The following is a 17,708-nucleotide window of genomic DNA, read 5'->3' as shown; positions in this document are numbered from 1 at the left end:
GCGTCAATCGCGACCGGTCAGCCGGGACAGGGAGGTGAGCGGGATCATCAGCCAGTGCGGACGGTTCCGTGCCTCGTAGACGCACTCGTAAACCGCTTTGTCCGCCTCGAACGCCCGAAGGAGTGGTGATCCGCCACACGGGTCGAGCCCGCTGGCGGTGGAGTAGCCGGTGCAGAACGCGTCGCGGTTCCGCTCGGCCCACTCCTGGGCCCGGTAGGCCCGCTGCGCGTCCTCGGGCTGCTCGACGAGCATGTGGCGGGCCGCGTAGTCGAAGCTGCGGAGCATCCCGGCGACGTCGCGCAACGGGCTGTCCAGCTCGCGTCGGGCCGCCAGCGGGCGGGCGGGCTCACCCTCGAAGTCCAGCACGATCCAGCCGGTCGCCGTCCGCAGCACCTGACCCAGGTGGAGGTCGCCGTGCACGCGCTGGCGGACGACGGGTTCGGTGCTCGCCGCCACCGAGGCGTAGAGCGCGCGGATGCCCTCGGCGTGCTCGGCCAGCTGGGGCACGATCTCGATCGCGGCGTCCAGCCGCTCGTTCATCTGACCCGCGACGGTCGCGTACCAGCCGGCGTCGGCCGGTTCGGTCGGCAGGACCTTCGCCATGTCGGCGTGCACCGAGGCGGTGGCCGCGCCCAGCCGCTCGCTGTCGGCGGCGAAGTCACCGCCCACCTCGTCGGCGTGCAGGTCGCCCTCGGCGTAGAGGTCGCGCACGCTGGCCGTGGCCAGTCGCCACCCGTCACTGGCGTTGGGCACGAACGTCTGGAGCATCGCCACCGTGGCCGGCGGCGCGTCCGGGTCGGCGGGGTCGTCGATCTCGATGTGCCCCAGCAGCGGCGCGATGTGCTCGTTCGCGGTGCGCCGCAGTGCGGCGTGCACCTCGACGTCGGGGTTGAGCCCCGGCTCGAGCCGCCGGAAGAGCTTCAGGATCGCCTCGTTGCCGTAGATGAGCGAGGTGTTGCTCTGCTCCCCGGAGACGATGTCGCCGGGCAGCCCCTCGGGGATGTAGGCGACGCCGGCCGGGTGGAAGTGCATCGGACCGATCGTCGAGGCGTTGACCAGGTGGATCAGCCAGGGCGCGGTGGACTCGCGGTCGCGCATGGCGTCGTAGGCGTAGGTCTCCCGGCCGTCGTTGGGCACGGCCCCGACGAACGCCGAGGTGAGCTCCTCGGCCGGGTGGTCGCGCCAGGACAGCGGGACGAGGTAGGTCTCGCGGCCGCCGTCGGTGTACTCCACGCGCACCCGGTGCACGGAGAGCACGGGGTTGCCGCGGTCGAGGAGGAAGCCGTCCTCCGTCACGGCGGCCCACTCCCGGCCCTTGCTGCCGAACCAGCGCTGATGCGGCATCCAGTCGCGGAACAGCTCGCCGAGCGTGCTCATCGGTCCTCCTCCCCGCGGGTGTCGCTGTCGCCCGGGATCTCCTCCGTCGCGGTGACCACCCCGGCCGCGAGCAGCGAGTCGGCCACGGCGCTGGAGGTCGCGGCCTCCCAGTCCTCGTGGTCGGCCGGCGCCTCGCTGGGCTTGGCCAGCTCGAACCAGTAGAAGCCGTGCCCGGCGAGGGTGAGCATGTAGGGCAAGACGCCGATCTGGGGGAACTCCACCCGCCCGGTCAGCTCGACCGGGGTGTAGCCCTCGTACTGGCGCAGGTCCAGCTCCACCGGCTGCGGGAAGCGGGACAGGTTGTTGACGCACAGGACGACGTCGTCGCCGAACTCCCGGACGAAGGACAGCACCGTCGGGTTGCGGGAACCCACCTCGGCGTAGGAGCCCAGGCCGAAGGTCGGGTGCTGGTTGCGCACCTGGATCATGCGGCGGATCCACTGCAGCATCGAGTTGGTGTTGCGCAGCTGGGACTCGACGTTGGTCACCTGGTAGCCGTAGACCGGGTCCTGGTTCAGCGGGAGGTACATCCGCTGCGGGTCGGCGGTGGAGAACCCGCCGTTGCGGTCCGGGGTCCACTGCATCGGCGTGCGGACGCCGTCGCGGTCACCGAGCCAGATGTTGTCGCCCATGCCGATCTCGTCGCCGTAGTAGAGGACCGGCGAGCCGGGCAGCGAGAGCAGCAGCGCGTTGAACAGCTCCAGGGTGTTGGTGTCGTTGTCCAGCAGCGGGGCCAGCCGCCGGCGGATGCCGATGTTGGCCTTCATGCGGGGGTCCTTCGCGTACTCCCCCCACATGTAGTCGCGCTCCTCGTCGGTGACCATCTCGAGGGTCAGCTCGTCGTGGTTGCGGAGGAAGACGCCCCACTGGCAGTTGTCGGGGATCTCCGGCGTCTGGGCCATGATCTCCGAGATCGGGAACCGCTGCTCCCGCCGCACGGCCATGAACAGGCGCGGCATCACGGGGAAGTGGAAGGCCATCTGGCACTCGTCGCCGTTCTCACCGAAGTACTCGACGACGTCGGCCGGCCACTGGTTGGCCTCGCAGAGGAGCACCGTGTCGGGGTAGTCGGCGTCGACCACCTTGCGCACGTGCTTGAGGAACTCGTGGGTCTTCGGGAGGTTCTCGCAGTTGGTCCCCTCCTCCTCGAAGAGGTAGGGGACGGCGTCGAGCCGGAAGCCGTCGATGCCCAGGTCCAGCCAGAAGCGCAGGGCATCGATGATGGCCTCCTGCACCTTCGGGTTCTCGAAGTTGAGGTCCGGCTGGTGGGAGAAGAAGCGGTGCCAGAAGTACTGCTTGCGCACCGGGTCGAACGTCCAGTTCGAGCTCTCGGTGTCGACGAAGATGATCCGCGCGTCGGCGTAGCCGCTGTCGTCGTCGGCCCAGACGTAGAAGTCGCCGTACTCGCCGTCGGGATCACTGCGACTGGCCTGGAACCACGGGTGCTGGTCGGAGGTGTGGTTCATGACGAAGTCGATGATCACGCGCATGCCCCGCGAGTGAGCCGCGTCGAGGAACTCGTGGAAGTCCTCGATGTCGCCGAACTCGGGCAGCACTGCCGTGTAGTCGCTGACGTCGTAGCCGCCGTCGCGCAGCGGGGAGGCGAAGAACGGCGGCAGCCAGAGGCAGTCGACGCCGAGCCACTGCAGGTAGTCGAGCTTGTCGATCATGCCGCGCAGGTCGCCGATGCCGTCGGCGTTGCTGTCGGCGAAGCCGCGGACGAGCACCTCGTAGAAGACGGCGCGCTTGTACCACTCCGGATCGGTGCCCGGCGGGGGCAGCGCGGAGCGGTGGGCGGGCTGGTCGGGGACGGGAACGGTCATCGGTGCAGACAGCCCTCGAGGGTGTGGTGGGCGGGCAGGAGATCAGGAGACCGGCGGCGGGAAGCGCACCGGCCGGGGCAGGCTCACCGAGAACACGTGCGCGGGCTCCCGGTACGGGTCGAGCTCGAGGTAGTTGAACTGGCCCCAGTCGTAATGGCCACCGCCGATCTCGTCGCTGACCGCGAACCGCTCGTGCCAGTCGAGCCCGAGCGCCGGCATGTCCAACGCCGTCGTCCCGATCTGGGTGTTGTGGCTGGAGAGGTTGACGACGACGACCACCGCGTCCTGCGACCCCGGGTCGGTCTTGGAGAAGCAGATCAGGTTCGGGTTGTCGACGGAGTGGAAGTGCAGCGTGCGCAGCTGCTGCAGGGCGGGGTGCGCCCGCCGGATCTCGTTGAGCCGGCGCAGGTAGTGCGCGAGGCTGCGGCCCGACGCCTCGGCGGCGGCCCAGTCGCGCGGCCGCAGCTGGTACTTCTCGCTGTCGAGGTACTCCTCGCTGCCCGGCCGGACGGCGACGTGCTCGAACAGCTCGAACCCCGAGTAGACCCCCCAGGTCGGGCTCATCATCGAGGCCAGCACCGCGCGGATCTTGAACATCGGCGGGCCGCCGAACTGCAGCGACTCGTGGAGGATGTCGGGGGTGTTCACGAAGAAGTTCGGCCGCATGTAGTGGCAGTTGGTGGCCAGCTCGCGGCCGTAGTCCTCGAGCTCGCCGCGCTCGGTCCGCCAGGTGAAGTACGTGTAGGACTGCGTGTACCCGATGCGGGCCAGCTGGTGCATCATCGCCGGCCGCGTGAACGCCTCGGCGAGGAACAGCACGTCGGGGTCGGTCTTCTTGACCTCCCAGATCAGCCAGTGCCAGAAGTTCAGCGGCTTGGTGTGCGGGTTGTCGACGCGGAAGATCTTCACCCCGGCGTCGATCCAGACCCGGATCACCCGGAGGCACTCGGCGTAGATGCCCTCGGGGTCGTTGTCGAAGTTGATCGGGTAGATGTCCTGGTACTTCTTCGGCGGGTTCTCCGCGTAGGCGATGGTGCCGTCGGGCTTGGTGGTGAACCACTCGGGATGGCTGGCCACCCACGGGTGGTCCGGCGCGGCCTGCAGCGCGAAGTCCAGCGCCACCTCCATGCCCAGCTCGCGGGTGCGCGCGACGAAGGCCCGGAAGTCCTCCATCGTGCCGAGCTGCGGGTGGACGGCGTCGTGCCCGCCCTCGTCACTGCCGATCGCCCACGGCGAGCCGACGTCGTCCGGGCCGGGCGTCAGGGTGTTGTTCGGCCCCTTGCGGTTGACCTTGCCGATCGGGTGGATCGGCGGCAGGTAGACGACGTCGAAGGCCATGTCGGCGATCGCCGGCAGCCGCTCGGCGGCCTGGGCGAACGTGCCGTGGGTCGCGATGCCGCCGACGACGGGGCCCTCCGACCGCGGGAAGAACTCGTACCAGGAGCCGTAGAGGGCGCGGGGACGGTCGACCCAGACCTCGTACTCGGGCGTGCGGGTGACCAGTTCGCGCACGGGGTGCTCGTGCAGGTACTCCTGCAGCGACGCCGCGAAGGCGGGGGCGATGCGGGCGGTCAGTTCCAGCGAGGTGTCCCGGAGCGCTGCCGCGGCGGCGAGGACGGCGTCCTTGTGCTCCGGATCGGCCTCGCCCGCGACCCGGTCGAGCAGGCGCGCGCCCTCCTCGAGGTCGTTGGCGAGGTCCTCGGGCCCCTGGCCGGCGGCGACCTTGACCTCGACGGCGTGGTGCCAGGTGGCCAGCGGGTCGCTCCACGCCTCGACGCGGAACGTCCAGCGGCCCTCGCGGTCGGGCACGACCGTGGCCAGCCAGCGGTCGGGCTCCGGGGGCAGCTTCGCCATGCGGTTCAGCGGTCCTGGGCTGCCGTCGGGGCCGGTGCGCGCTGGGGCCGAGCCGGCCTCCGTGGGCGGGCTCCAGACAACGTTGGCGGCGACCGCGTCGTGCCCCTCGCGGAAGACGGTGGCGGTGATCGGCACGTGCTCGCCCACCACCGCACGGGCCGAGAACGACCCGCAGGACACGACGGGGGCGACATCGGTGATGCCGAGACGGAGGTCAGCGCGGCCAGTCATCCCGATCACGCTATCGAGGTCCTGCCCCACGGGCACCTCGGCTCCCGTCCTGCCCCGTCCGTCTCACTCCTTGGGGCCGATGGGAGAAGTGAGGCGCTCGCCTGGCGGGGGTTTGCCAGATCGTTACTCTCGTCCGGGTGCAAGCACTTCGCCGGTTCACCGTTCGCGCGGCACTCCCCGAGCCCCTCGCCCCCCTGTCCCAGCTCGTCATGAACCTCCGCTGGTCGTGGCATGCCGAGACCCGGGACCTCTTCGAGACCCTGGACCCCGACCTGTGGCAGCGCTGCGGCGGCGACCCGGTCAAGGTCCTGGGTGAGGTCTCGGCCGAGCGGCTGGCGGCCCTGGCCAAGGACCGCAAGTTCGTGCGGCGCCTCCAGGACGCCGTCGACGACCTGGAGGAATACCTCAGCACGCCGCGCTGGTACCAGTCGCTGGGCGCGGAGGCGCCGGCGAGCATCGCGTACTTCTCGGCCGAGTTCGGGATCACCGAGGTGCTGCCGCAGTACTCCGGCGGCCTGGGCATCCTCGCCGGCGACCACCTCAAGGCCGCCTCGGACCTCGGGCTGCCGCTGATCGGCGTCGGGCTGCTCTACCGGGCCGGCTACTTCACGCAGGGCCTGTCGGCCGACGGCTGGCAGCTCGAGCACTACCCCTCGATGGACCCGCACGGCCTGCCGCTGAAGCTGCTGCGCCAGCCCGACGGCTCCGCGGTGGTCATCGCCGTCCCGCTGCCCGAGGGCCGCACGCTGCACGCCCACGTGTGGCGGGCCCAGGTCGGTCGGGTCTCCCTGCTGCTGCTCGACAGCGACATCGAGGAGAACGCGCCGTCCGAGCGGGTCGTCACCGACCGGCTCTACGGCGGCGACGAGGACCACCGGCTGCGCCAGGAGATGCTGCTCGGCATCGGCGGCGTCCGGGCCCTGCGGGCCTACTGCGGGCGCACCGCCACCCCCGCGCCGGAGGTCTTCCACGCCAACGAGGGCCACGCCGGCTTCCAGGGCGTGGAGCGCATCCGCGAGCTCACCGAGGCCCACGGGCTGTCCTTCGCCGAGGCGCTGCAGGCCGTCCGTGCCGGCACGGTGTTCACCACACACACGCCGGTGCCCGCGGGCATCGACCGCTTCCCGAAGGCGCTCATCGAGCGCTACTTCGCCGGCTTCGGCGTGCCCCTGCACGACCTGCTCGTGCTCGGCGCCGAGGAGGACCCGACCAAGTTCAACATGGCGCACATGGGCCTGCGGCTGGGCCAGCGCGCCAACGGTGTGAGCCAGCTGCACGGGCACGTCAGCCGCGGCATGTTCAGCGACCTGTGGCCCGGCTTCGACGAGAGCGACGTGCCGATCGGCTCGATCACCAACGGCGTGCACGCCCCGACGTGGACCGCCCGCGAGCTGGTCGAGATGGGCACCCAGAGCTCCAGTCAGGGCGACCGGTACGACGGCGAGGACGTCGAGCACTTCGACGGCGTGGACAAGATCCCCGCGTCCGATCTGTGGAGCATCCGCCGGACCCTGCGCACCCGCCTGGTCGAGGAGGTGCGCCGGCGCATCCGCGACACCGCGCTCAGCCGGGGCGCCACCGAGGCCGAGGTCGGCTGGACCGAGACGGCGTTCGACCCCGACGTCCTCACCATCGGGTTCGCCCGCCGCGTGCCGTCCTACAAGCGGCTGACGCTGATGCTGCGCGACCCGGACCGCCTCAAGGCGCTGCTGCTCGACCCCGAGCGGCCGATCCAGCTCGTCATCGCCGGCAAGAGCCACCCGGCCGACGACGGCGGCAAGAAGCTCATCCAGCAGATGGTGGCCTTCGCCGACGACCCCGAGATCCGCCACCGGATCGCGTTCCTCCCCGGTTACGACATCGGCATGGCCCGCTACCTCTACTGGGGCTGCGACGTCTGGCTGAACAACCCGCTGCGGCCGCTGGAGGCGTGTGGCACCTCGGGCATGAAGGCCGCGCTCAACGGGGGGCTGAACCTCTCCATCCGTGACGGCTGGTGGGACGAGTGGTTCGACGGCCAGAACGGCTGGGCCATCCCGACGGCCGACGGCGTCACCGACCACGACCGCCGCGACGAGGTCGAGGCCCGCGCCATCTACGACCTGCTCAGCAACCAGGTGCTGCCGCGCTTCTACGAGCGCGACCGCAACGGCGTCCCCGGGCGCTGGGTGGAGATGGTGCGGCACACGCTGCGCGAGACCGGCCCGAAGGTGCTGGCCACGCGGATGGTGCGCGACTACACGCGGGCGCTCTACGTGCCGGCGGCCGGCTCGGCGCGCTCGATGGCCGCCGACGGCTACTCGCCGGCCCGTGGCGAGGCGGCGTGGCGGACCCACGTGCTCTCGCACTGGCACGACGTCCGGGTGGCGCACGTCGAGGCCACCGGTGGCAGCGACACCCCGCAGATCGGGTCGACGCTCGACCTGCGTGCCGAGGTGGAGCTGCCCGGTCTCGCACCGGAGGAGGTCGAGGTGCAGGCCGCCTACGGCCGCGTCGACGACGCCGACGGGCTGCACGACGTCACCACGGTGCCGATGAAGCACGAGCAGACCGACGGCTCCCGGCACTGGTTCACCGCCACCGTCCCGCTCGAGCGGACCGGCGCGTTCGGCTACACCGTGCGCGTGCTCCCGCACTCGGCGCACCTGGCCGATCCGGCCGAGCTCGGTGTGGTGACCAGCGCATGAGGTCACCGCACGTGACTCGTCCGTCACGCCGGCCTCAGCGACCCCGTGTGACCTGGTCGTGGCCCGGCGTGGCGACGTCGGGGGACCGCGCGGAACGCCCGCAGATCACTAGGCTGTAGGCCATGCCCGACCGCTGTGAAGTCCTCCCCGGAGACTCTGTCGTCGCGCGCCGCGGCGGTGGTCTGCTGTGGGTCGACGCGCCCGGCTCGCCGGCCCTCGTCGCCGCCCTCCACGCCTGCCTCGGCGTCTCGGGCCCCGGGGCCGACCGCGTGCTCGCGGCCGTCGCCGGCCAGGTGGGATCGCTCGGCCACGGGGGCGCGTCGTTCGCCCTGGTGATCGCCGACGACTCCGGTACCGGGGTCGCGGTGTGGGCCGGCAAGGGCCAGCCCGCGGTCGACGGCGTCCCGCTCTCCGGGTCCTCCGTCGACGGCGGCACCCTCGCCTCGGGCTTCCCCCTGGGGCAGACCGTCTACGTGGGCCCCGGCCAGGCCGCGCCGCAGATGCCCCCGGGCGTCGCGTACGACCTCGTCGAGGGCACGGTTCCGGGCTCCGGCGCGCTGCTGTCGGTCGCTGCACCGGCCCCCGTGGCCGCGGCCCCGCCGGCCACCGCCGCCCCGGCCTCGTTCACCTCCGGGTCCGACGCGGGCTTCGGTTCGGGTGCGTCCGTCGCCCGTCCGCAGGCGGAGCCCGCCGAGCCGGCGTCGGGTGAGCAGACCGCCTTCTGGCGGCCCGAGCAGACGGCGGCGCCGATCCTCCGCTTCGACGACGGGATGGTCGTCACCGTCGACGAGGACCTCGTCCTCGGCCGCCGGCCCGACAACCACGAGATGGTCACCAGTGGTGGGGCGCGTGCGGTGCCGATAGCCGACACCCAGAACGTGCTGTCCTCGGCGCACGCCGCCCTGCAGCGGTCGGGCCGCGAGGTCTCGCTGGTCGACCTGGGGTCGCTCAACGGCACCCACGTCGCCGGCCCCGAGGCCACCGAGTGGACCCAGCTCGAGCCCGGCGTCGCCCACCCGCTCTCCGACGGCGACCGCCTGCTCCTCGGCTGGACCGTCATCACCTTCGAGCAGCCGCAGGACTGAGCACCCGCTGAACGCCAGAGGCCCGGAATCCACGAGGTTCTGGGCCTCTGGCGTTCAGTGGGTGGCTGCGGCCCTCGTCGTCCTGCTGGCCGGCTGCGGCACGGACGGCGGGTCGTCGGGTGGGACGGTCGTGCTCGCGAAGGCCGCGGGCTGGCGCGACGCGCTGTCGACGGACGAGTCGATGGGCGCCTACTTCGCCGTCGTCGAGGTCGCCTACGACGAGGCCACCGCCCGCGCAGCGTGGGGGGACGCGGTCCCCACCGGCCTGGCGGAGCGCGATGGGGAGCCGCGGGACGTCGGCCGGTACGGCGACCTCGGCGACGTCGACTTCGAGCATCAGGTGCTGGTCGTCTACTCGTCCGGCCAGTCCGGCGCTTGCCCCGGCTGGCCCGCCGACTTCGATCTCGAGGGCGCCACCGTGGAGATCACCGAGGGCCGCCACGTGCCGGGGGACGGCTGCACCGACGACTACAACGCCTACCGCGTCGTCCTCGCCGTCGATCGGGCCCGACTCCCGGCCGAGTCACAGCTGCCGACGGAGCAGGTCCTGGTCGACGGCCGGGAACTCACCGTCCTGGTCGCGGCCTACCCGGCCCGCTAGGGCCTCCGGACCACCCGCAGCACCCAGACGGTGCGGCCGGGGAGGTCGACCGGCCCTGGCGCGAGCACGGTGATCCGCGGCGGCGCGCCGGTCGGGTACTCGGTGGAGACGACGAGCTCGTAGCCGTCGGCCCACGGGGGCCCGGGCAGCTGCACCGTGACCGGCTCTGGCCCCGCGTGCAGCTGGACCAGGTAGCAGTCGTCGACCACGGGGTGGCCGTGCTCGTCGCGGTGCCGGATGCCGCGGCCGTCGAGGTACATGCCCAGCGTCTGCAGCCCGGTGTCGAACCAGTCGGCGGTGGTCAGCTGGCCACCGTCGGGGGCGAACCAGGCGAGGTCGCGGGTGCCGCCGGAGCCGGCGATCTCGTGTCCCTCGAAGAACGCCTCCTGGCGCAGCACCGGCGCCGACCGCCGCAGCCGCACGAGCCGGGCCACGAAGGCGAAGAGGTCTTCGTCGACGGCGTCCCAGTCGATCCAGGAGATCTCGTTGTCCTGGCAGTAGGCGTTGTTGTTGCCGAGTTGGGTGCGGCCCAGCTCGTCACCGGCGGTGAGCATCGGCACCCCGGTCGACACGAGCAGCGTCGTCACCAGGTTGCGCACCTGCCGGGCCCGCAGCGCGCGCACCTCCGGGTCGTCGGAGGGGCCCTCGACGCCGCAGTTCCAGTTCCGGTTGTGGCTCTCGCCGTCCCGGTTCTCCTCGCCGTTGGCCTCGTTGCGCTTGTGCTCGTAGGTGACCAGGTCGGTCAGGGTGAACCCGTCGTGCGCGGTCACGAAGTTGATGCTGGCGAACGGCCGGCGGCCGTCGGAGCGGTAGAGGTCCGAGGATCCGGTGAGCCGGTAGGCGAGGTCGCGGACGCCGACGTGCGCGCCGGCCCAGACGTCGCGGACGGTGTCGCGGTACTTGCCGTTCCACTCCGTCCACGGGGGCGGGAAGTTGCCCACCTGGTAGCCGCCCTCGCCGACGTCCCACGGCTCGGCGATGAGCTTGACCTGGCTGACGACCGGGTCCTGGTGGACGACGTCGAAGAAGGCCGACAGCCGGTCGACGTCGTGCATCGAGCGGGCCAGGGCCGAGGCGAGGTCGAAGCGGAAGCCGTCGACGTGCATCTCGGTGACCCAGTAGCGCAGCGAGTCCATGAGCAGCGCCAGCACGGCCGGACGGCGGACGTCGAGGGTGTTCCCGCAGCCGGTGTAGTCGGTGTACCGGGCCCGGTTGCCGCCGTCGAGGCGGTAGTAGCCGCCGTTGTCGATGCCCTTGAGCGACAGGGTCGGGCCGGTGTGGTCGCCCTCGGCGGTGTGGTTGTAGACGACGTCGAGGATCACCTCGATGCCCGCCGCGTGCAGTTCCTTGACCATGGTCTTGAACTCGGTGACCTGGCCGCCGCCGCTGCCCGCGGAGCTGTAGCCGGCGTGCGGCGCGAAGTAGCCCAGGGTGTTGTAGCCCCAGTAGTTCGTCAGCCCCCGGCGCAGCAGGTGCGGCTCGGACACGAAGTGGTGGACGGGAAGGAGCTCGACCGCGGTCACGCCCAGCGCCTGCAGGTGCGCGACGAACGCCGGGTGCGCGAGCCCCGCGTACGTGCCGCGCAGCGCCGGCGGGACGTCGGGGTGCCGGGCGGTCGCGCCCTTCACGTGGACCTCGTAGATGACGGTGTCCGACCACGAGGTGTGCCGCGGACGGTCGCCGTCCCAGGGGAACGGGTCGTGCACCACGACCCCGCGCGGCACGTACGGCGCGGAGTCGTGCGGATCGGCCAGCGGGGTGTCGACCGCGCTGTCGGAGTAGCCGAACAGCGACGGGTGCAGGGCCAGACCGCCGTCGACCGCCCGGGTGTAGGGGTCCAGCAGCAGCTTCGCGGGGTTGTAGCGCTGGCCGTTCTGGGGGTCGTAGGGGCCGTGCACCCGGTAGCCGTAGCGCTGCCCCGGGCCGACGCCGCCGAGCCGGCCGTGCCACACCTGGTGGGTGGTCTCTTCCATGCGGTGCCGGTGCTCGGTGCCGTCGGGGTCGAAGAGGCAGAGGTCGACCGCCTGCGCGCCGGCGGACCAGACCGCGAAGTTGGTGCCCGAGCCGTCCCAGTGCGCGCCCAGCGGAGCGGGGGTGCCCGGCAGCAGCACACCGGCGGGGCGATCGGGAGGGCGGCGATCGGGCACCGTGTGCGAGGTCACACCACGCATCGTGTCAAGCCCGCACCCGGTGCCGCTGCGCCGGGCTTGGTTGGATGGGGGCGTGTCGAGCGCAGTCGCCTCCGACGGGGCGGTCGTCAGGATGACCGGGGTCGACGTCGTCCGGGGGGAGACGTACCTCCTGCGCGGGGTGGACTGGGCCGTCGAGGCCGACCAGCGCTGGGTGGTCCTGGGCCCCAACGGGGCCGGGAAGACGACGCTGCTCGCGCTGGCCTCCGCACACATGCACCCGACCCGCGGTGAGGTGCGGCTGCTCGGCGAGACCCTCGGCGCGGTCGACGTCTTCGAGCTGCGTCCCCGCATCGGGATCACCAGCGCGGCGCTGGCACAGCGCATCCCGACCGCCGAGAAGACCGGCGACATCGTCGTCTCCGCGGGGTATGCCGTCGTCGGCCGGTGGCGGGAGCAGTACGACGTCCACGACCTGACCCGCGCCGGCATCCTCATGGAGCAGTGGGGTGTGGCCGCGTTCGCCAACCGGCCCTTCGGCACGCTGTCCGAGGGCGAGCGCAAGCGGGTGCAGATCGCCCGCGCGCTCATGCCCGACCCGGAGCTGCTGCTGCTCGACGAGCCCGGTGCCGGTCTCGACCTCGGTGGCCGGGAAGACCTGGTCACGCGCCTGTCCGACCTGGCGCGCTACCACTACGCCCCGGCCCAGGTGCTGGTCACGCACCACGTCGAGGAGATCCCGCAGGGCTACGACCACGCGCTCCTGCTGCGGGCCGGCGAGGTGGTCGCTGCGGGTCCCGCTGACGACGTGCTCACCGACGACGCGCTCTCGGAGACCTTCGGCGTGAAGCTCGCGCTCACCCGCACCGACGGCCGCTTCACCGCCCGCCGAGCGTCCTGAAGCAGGACCCCGTCCCCCTCACCACTCGCAGGCTCGCGGCGAGCCTCCGGACGGGGCCTTAGGGTGCGGTCCATGGGAGAGCCGGAGTTCGTGACCCTGCAGGTCGAGGACGGGGTGGGCACCATCCGCCTCGACCGCCCGAAGATGAACGCGATCGACGAGCAGCTGCACCGGGAGGTGCGGGCCGCGGCCCTCGAGGCCGGCCGCAACGCCGACGTGCGCGCCGTCGTGATCTACGGGGGCGAGCGGGTGTTCGCCGCCGGCGCCGACATCAAGGCGATGTCCCAGCTCGACGGCACCGCCATGGTGGCGTGGGGCCGGGAGCTGACCCATTCCTTCACCGAGGTGGCCCGCATCCCGAAGCCGGTGATCGCGGCGGTGACCGGCTACGCCCTCGGCGGCGGCTACGAGCTGGCACTCTGCGCCGACTTCCGGGTGCTGGGTGCCGGGGCGAAGATCGGCCAGCCGGAGATCCTGCTGGGGGTCATCCCGGGCGCGGGCGGCACGCAGCGGCTGGCCCGGCTCGTCGGCCCCGCGAAAGCGAAGGACCTGGTCTTCACCGGCCGGCACGTCGGCGCCGAGGAGGCCCTCGAGATCGGGCTCGCCGACGCCGTCGTCCCCGACGCCGAGGTCTACGACACCGCGATGGCGATGGCCCGCAAGTTCGCCGCCGGCCCCCCGCTGGCGCTGGCCGCGGCCAAGCGCGCCATCGACGACGGCCTGGACCTGCCGCTGCAGCAGGGGCTGGAGCTGGAGAGCCGGCTGTTCGCCGAGCTCTTCGACACCGAGGACCAGAAGACCGGCATGCGGTCCTTCCTGGAGAGCGGACCCGGCAAGGCGGAGTTCACCGGCCGGTGAGGTAACGGTCGTCACACGTTCGTGCACCGAACCGCCCCGCGACGGCGCGGTTCCGACAGAATCGCGGAGCCGTCCGCCCAGCGTCGACGGGGCACTGGCGCGGCGCGGCATCACACCTGGAGGACACGTGCGACCCACCCTGAGGACGGGCACCCTGCGGACCGCGCTCGCGGTCGTCACGGCCGGGATCACCCTGACCGCCTGCGGGTCCGGCGACGGGAACGGGGGCGGTGACGGCGGTGGTGGTTCCGACGCCGCCACTGCCACGTCGGCGGAGGACTTCGGCGGCATGGACGCGCTGATCGAGGCCGCGCAGGAGGAAGGCGTCCTCAACGTCATCGCGCTGCCCCCGGACTGGGCCAACTACGGCGAGATGCTCGAGACCTTCAGCGAGAAGTACGACATCGAGATCAACAGCGCCAGCCCCGACGGTTCCAGCCAGGACGAGCTCAACGCCGTGACCAGCCAGCGCGGCCAGGACCGGGCCCCCGACGTCCTCGACCTCGGCACGGCGTTCGCCCGCCAGGCCCAGGCCCAGGACCTGCTCGCGCCCTACCAGGTCGAGACCTGGGAGGAGATCCCCGAGGGCCAGAAGGACCCCGACGGCTACTGGTACAACGACTACGGCGGCTACATCTCCATCGGCTGCAACGCCTCGGTGATCGCCGAGTGCCCCACCAGCTTCGAGGCCCTGCTCGACCCGCAGTACGCCGGCCAGGTCGCGCTCAACGGCAACCCGACGCAGGCCGCGGCCGCGTTCGCCGGCGTGTGGGCGGCGTCGCTGGCCAACGGGGGCGACCTCGACGACATCGGCCCGGGCATCGACTTCTTCGCCCAGGTGAAGGAGATCGGCAACTTCAACCCGGTCGAGATCACCCCGGCCACGATCCAGAGCGGTGAGACGCCGCTGGCGATCGACTGGGACTACCTCAACGCCGGCCTCACCGACACCCTCGCCGAGCAGGGCGTCGAATGGCAGGTCAACGTGCCCAGCGACGGTCTCTTCGGCGGCTACTACAGCCAGGCCATCAGCGCGTTCGCCCCCCACCCGGCCGCGGCGCGGCTCTGGCAGGAGTTCCTCTACAGCGACGAGGGCCAGAACATCTGGCTCGCGGGCGGGGCCCGGCCGGTCCGCCTGCCGTCGATGCAGGAGGCGGGTACGGCCGACGAGGAGTCGCTGTCGGCGCTGCCGCCGGTGGAGGGCACCGCCGAGTTCCCGACCCAGGAGCAGGAGACCGCCGCGCAGCAGGTGGTGGCGGAACGCTGGAACGCGGAGATCTCCGGCTGAGCACGGCAGCCGAGCGCACGGGCGCGCCGGCCCCTCGCCGGAGGGGCCGGCGCGCCGCCGTGCTCACCGTGCTCGGCGCGTTGCCGTTCTTCCTCTACGTCACGGTGTTCCTGCTGCTGCCGATCGGCGTGCTGGCGGTCGAGGCGTTCCGTGCGACCGACCCGGTCACGTTCGAGGAGAGCTGGTCCACCGACTCGATCGTGGCGGTCACCGAGGGCGCCTACCGGCGGGCCTACCTCGGCAGCCTCCAGCTCTCGGCGATCACCGCCCTCCTCGGTGCCGTCCTCGGACTCGCCCTGGCCGTCGCGATCCTCCGCGCGAAGCGCGGCAGGCTGTTGCGCCGGCTCGTCCTCACCGCCTCCGGGGTGCTGGCCAACTTCGGCGGCATCCCCCTGGCGTTCGCCTTCATCGCGACGATCGGCGGCCAGGGCGTCGTCACCGCCCTGCTGACCGAGACTCTCGGCCTCGGCCTCGGTGGGTTCTCGCTGTACTCGATGGCGGGGCTGGCGGTGGTCTACCTGTACTTCCTGATCCCGCTCATGGTGCTGACGATCGTCCCGGCGCTGGAGGCGTTGCGGCCGCAGTGGCGGGAGGCCGCGGACAACCTCGGTGCCACCGGCTGGCAGTACTGGCGGCACGTGGGCGGCCCCGTGCTCGCCCCGCCGGTGATCGGCGCGACGATGCTGCTGTTCGCCTCGGCGTTCGCCGCCTACGCCACGGCCCGTGCGCTCGTCGGCAGCAGTGTCCCGCTGGTCACCCTGCAGATCGCCGATGCGCTGTCGAGCAACGTGGTGATCGGGTCGGAGAACCTCGGCAAGGCCCTGGCGCTGGGCATGGTGCTGCTCATCGGCCTGGTGATGATCTTCTACGCGTGGGTGCAGCGCCGGACCCAGCGGTGGCTGGCGTGACCGCGCTCGCGGAGAGCGTGGCCGGCGCCGGCGGGGTCGCCCCCGAGACCCCGGTCCGCCCGGGGCGCCGGGGTGCGGGTGCCTGGCGGTACGCCGTCCTCGCCGTTCTCGGCGTGTACTTCCTCGTCCCGATCGCCGCGTCGGTGTGGTTCACCGTGCGCGAGCGCGACGGCGTCTCGCTGGAGACCTACGCGGAGATACCCGGCGCCGAGGGCTTCGCGGAGTCCCTCACCCGGTCGCTCGCCCTGGCCGGGCTGACCGTCGTCCTGGCGCTGCTGCTCATGGTCCCGACGGTCGTGCTGGTGAACCTCCGCCTGCCACGCCTGCGGACGACGGTCGAGCTGCTCACCCTCATGCCGCTCGTGCTGCCCCCGATCGCCCTGGTCGTCGGCGTGCGCAGCGTGCTGTCGTGGGCGCCGGACTACTTCCTCAACACCCCGCTGGCCGAGGTCTTCTTCGCGCTCCAGGAGCCCGCCCTGCCGTGGATCCTGGTCTTCGTCTACGTGGTCCTGGCGCTGCCGTTCGTGTACCGGGCGCTGGACGCCGGTGTGCGCGGCGCCGACCTGCGAACGCTGAGCGAGGCCGCGCGCAACCTCGGGGCATCGTGGCCGCGGGTCCTGGTCTCGGTGGTCCTGCCGGTGCTGCGGACGTCGGTGCTCAACGCCTCGTTCATCACCGTCGCGCTCGTGCTGGGGGAGTTCACCGTCGCCAACATCCTGGGCTTCGAGACGTTCCCGACGTGGATCCTCCGGATCGGGGGCTCGCAGCCGCAGCTGTCGGTCGCCGTCTCGGTGCTCTCGCTGCTGGTGACCTGGGTGCTGCTGCTGATGATCTCCGCGCTGGACCGCCAGCGGGGCGCGAAGGAGAGCTCATGACTGCCGTGTCCGCCCGGTCCACCGGCCCGGACGAGCTGCGCGAGCGGCCGGGCGTGCCCATCCGCCTGGAGCAGCTGACCCGCCGCTACGGCTCGGTCGTCGCGCTCGACCGGCTGGACCTCGACATCTCCGGCGGGGAGTTCCTCGCGCTGCTCGGACCGTCGGGCTGCGGCAAGACGACGGCGCTGCGGGCGATCGCCGGGTTCGACCGCCCCGACGAGGGGCGGGTGCTGCTCGACGGGCGCGACATCACCGGCACCCCGGCGAACAAGCGCGACATGGGCATGGTCTTCCAGGCCTACAGCCTGTTCCCGAACCTGACCGTCGCCGACAACGTGGCCTTCGGGCTCCGGGTGCGCCGGCGCGGCCGGGCCGAGCGGAGCGGTCGGGCCCGGGAACTGCTGGAGCTGGTCGGGCTGGCCGACCGCGGGGATCGCTACCCCCATCAGCTCTCCGGCGGGCAGCAGCAGCGGGTGGCGCTGGCCCGTGCGCTGGCCGTGGCCCCGCAGGTGCTGCTGCTCGACGAGCCGCTGTCGGCCCTCGACGCCCGGGTGCGGGTGCAGCTGCGCGAGGAGATCCGGCGGATCCAGCTCGAGCTCGGCATCACCACCGTCTTCGTCACCCACGACCAGGCCGAGGCGCTCTCGGTCGCCGACCGGGTGGGCGTCATGCGCGAGGGCCGGCTGGAGCAGGTCGCGAGCCCCGACGAGCTCTACGAGCGGCCGGCCACGGCGTTCGTCGCGGAGTTCGTCGGCACGATGAACCGGATCCCCGCGACCATGACCGGGCGGGAGGTGGAGCTCCTCGGCACCCGCCGTCCGGTCACCGGCTCGGCACCCGAGCACGGTGCCGTGGTCGCTCTCGTCCGCCCCGAGGCACTGCTCGCGCACGCCGATCCGCAGGGCAGCGGCCGCGTCATCACCCGCACGTTCTCCGGCGCCGTCACCCGGCTGGCCATCGCGCTCCCCGACGACATCGAGGTCCGGGTCGACGTGGCCAGCGCGGCCAGCGCGGACCTCACCCCGGGCACGGCGGTCACGGTCGCACCCGCCGAGCGACCCGTGCTGGTCGCCCCGGCCGAGACCTGACCG

At 72.1% G+C, this 17,708-nt stretch carries 13 protein-coding genes; 9 read left to right on the top strand and 4 right to left on the bottom strand.

Annotated elements, in window-relative coordinates; translation table 11 throughout:
* Window positions 1-3: 3 nt before the first annotated feature.
* Genes ABD644_RS15735 through ABD644_RS15725 form a run of 3 tightly spaced genes read right to left on the bottom strand, consistent with a single transcriptional unit; the run spans window position 4 to window position 5,285 of the window.
* Window positions 4-1,377, bottom strand: coding sequence for a maltokinase N-terminal cap-like domain-containing protein (locus ABD644_RS15735; RefSeq protein ID WP_344689898.1), 1,374 nt, complete (start codon window positions 1,375-1,377; stop codon window positions 4-6).
* On the bottom strand, window positions 1,374-3,200 hold the full coding sequence (gene treS / locus ABD644_RS15730) for a maltose alpha-D-glucosyltransferase (RefSeq protein WP_344689897.1): 1,827 nt from the start codon (window positions 3,198-3,200) through the stop codon (window positions 1,374-1,376). Before treS ends, ABD644_RS15735 begins: the two co-directional genes overlap by 4 nt.
* Before the next feature lie 42 nt (window positions 3,201-3,242).
* Complete coding sequence (locus ABD644_RS15725; protein WP_344689896.1) at window positions 3,243-5,285, bottom strand: alpha-1,4-glucan--maltose-1-phosphate maltosyltransferase; 2,043 nt, start codon at window positions 5,283-5,285, stop codon at window positions 3,243-3,245.
* A 137-nt stretch (window positions 5,286-5,422) separates the two neighbouring features.
* Here ABD644_RS15725 and glgP point away from each other — a divergent pair, with 137 nt between their 5' ends.
* From glgP to ABD644_RS15710, 3 genes are all read left to right on the top strand, one after another.
* Window positions 5,423-7,972 carry an alpha-glucan family phosphorylase gene (gene glgP / locus ABD644_RS15720; protein WP_344689895.1) on the top strand — a complete coding sequence of 850 codons (2,550 nt, stop codon included), beginning with the start codon at window positions 5,423-5,425 and terminating at the stop codon, window positions 7,970-7,972.
* A gap of 122 nt (window positions 7,973-8,094) precedes the next feature.
* Window positions 8,095-9,057, top strand: a complete 963-nt coding sequence (locus ABD644_RS15715; RefSeq protein ID WP_344689894.1) for an FHA domain-containing protein — start codon at window positions 8,095-8,097, stop codon at window positions 9,055-9,057.
* A 61-nt stretch (window positions 9,058-9,118) separates the two neighbouring features.
* Window positions 9,119-9,658, top strand: coding sequence for a hypothetical protein (locus ABD644_RS15710; protein ID WP_344689893.1), 540 nt, complete (start codon window positions 9,119-9,121; stop codon window positions 9,656-9,658).
* On the opposite strand, the gene glgX is transcribed toward ABD644_RS15710, so the two are convergent.
* Entirely contained in the window at window positions 9,655-11,820 is a 2,166-nt protein-coding gene (glgX, locus tag ABD644_RS15705; protein WP_344689892.1) for a glycogen debranching protein GlgX, read from the bottom strand. The genes ABD644_RS15710 and glgX overlap by 4 nt on opposite strands.
* A gap of 61 nt (window positions 11,821-11,881) precedes the next feature.
* Between glgX and ABD644_RS15700 the strand changes: the two genes are divergently transcribed.
* From ABD644_RS15700 to ABD644_RS15675, 6 genes are all read left to right on the top strand, one after another.
* Window positions 11,882-12,688, top strand: a complete 807-nt coding sequence (locus ABD644_RS15700; RefSeq protein WP_344689891.1) for an ABC transporter ATP-binding protein — start codon at window positions 11,882-11,884, stop codon at window positions 12,686-12,688.
* A 72-nt stretch (window positions 12,689-12,760) separates the two neighbouring features.
* Window positions 12,761-13,546: an enoyl-CoA hydratase/isomerase family protein gene (locus ABD644_RS15695; RefSeq protein ID WP_344689890.1), complete on the top strand. Its 786-nt coding sequence runs from the start codon at window positions 12,761-12,763 to the stop codon at window positions 13,544-13,546.
* A gap of 127 nt (window positions 13,547-13,673) precedes the next feature.
* Complete coding sequence (locus ABD644_RS15690; protein ID WP_344689889.1) at window positions 13,674-14,834, top strand: ABC transporter substrate-binding protein; 1,161 nt, start codon at window positions 13,674-13,676, stop codon at window positions 14,832-14,834.
* Between the two features lie 59 nt (window positions 14,835-14,893).
* Entirely contained in the window at window positions 14,894-15,742 is an 849-nt protein-coding gene (locus ABD644_RS15685; RefSeq protein WP_344689888.1) for an ABC transporter permease, read from the top strand.
* Complete coding sequence (locus tag ABD644_RS15680) at window positions 15,739-16,617, top strand: ABC transporter permease (protein ID WP_344689887.1); 879 nt, start codon at window positions 15,739-15,741, stop codon at window positions 16,615-16,617. The genes ABD644_RS15685 and ABD644_RS15680 overlap by 4 nt, the downstream gene beginning before the upstream one ends.
* Window positions 16,614-17,705 carry an ABC transporter ATP-binding protein gene (locus tag ABD644_RS15675; RefSeq protein WP_344689886.1) on the top strand — a complete coding sequence of 364 codons (1,092 nt, stop codon included), beginning with the start codon at window positions 16,614-16,616 and terminating at the stop codon, window positions 17,703-17,705. Before ABD644_RS15680 ends, ABD644_RS15675 begins: the two co-directional genes overlap by 4 nt.
* The last annotated feature ends 3 nt before the right edge of the window (window positions 17,706-17,708 follow it).

Source organism: Blastococcus jejuensis, from assembly GCF_039534705.1.
GTDB lineage: Bacteria > Actinomycetota > Actinomycetes > Mycobacteriales > Geodermatophilaceae > Blastococcus_B > Blastococcus_B jejuensis.
The sequence above is the reverse complement of the archived record's forward strand: the minus strand, read 5'-3'. Positions and strand labels throughout refer to the sequence as shown.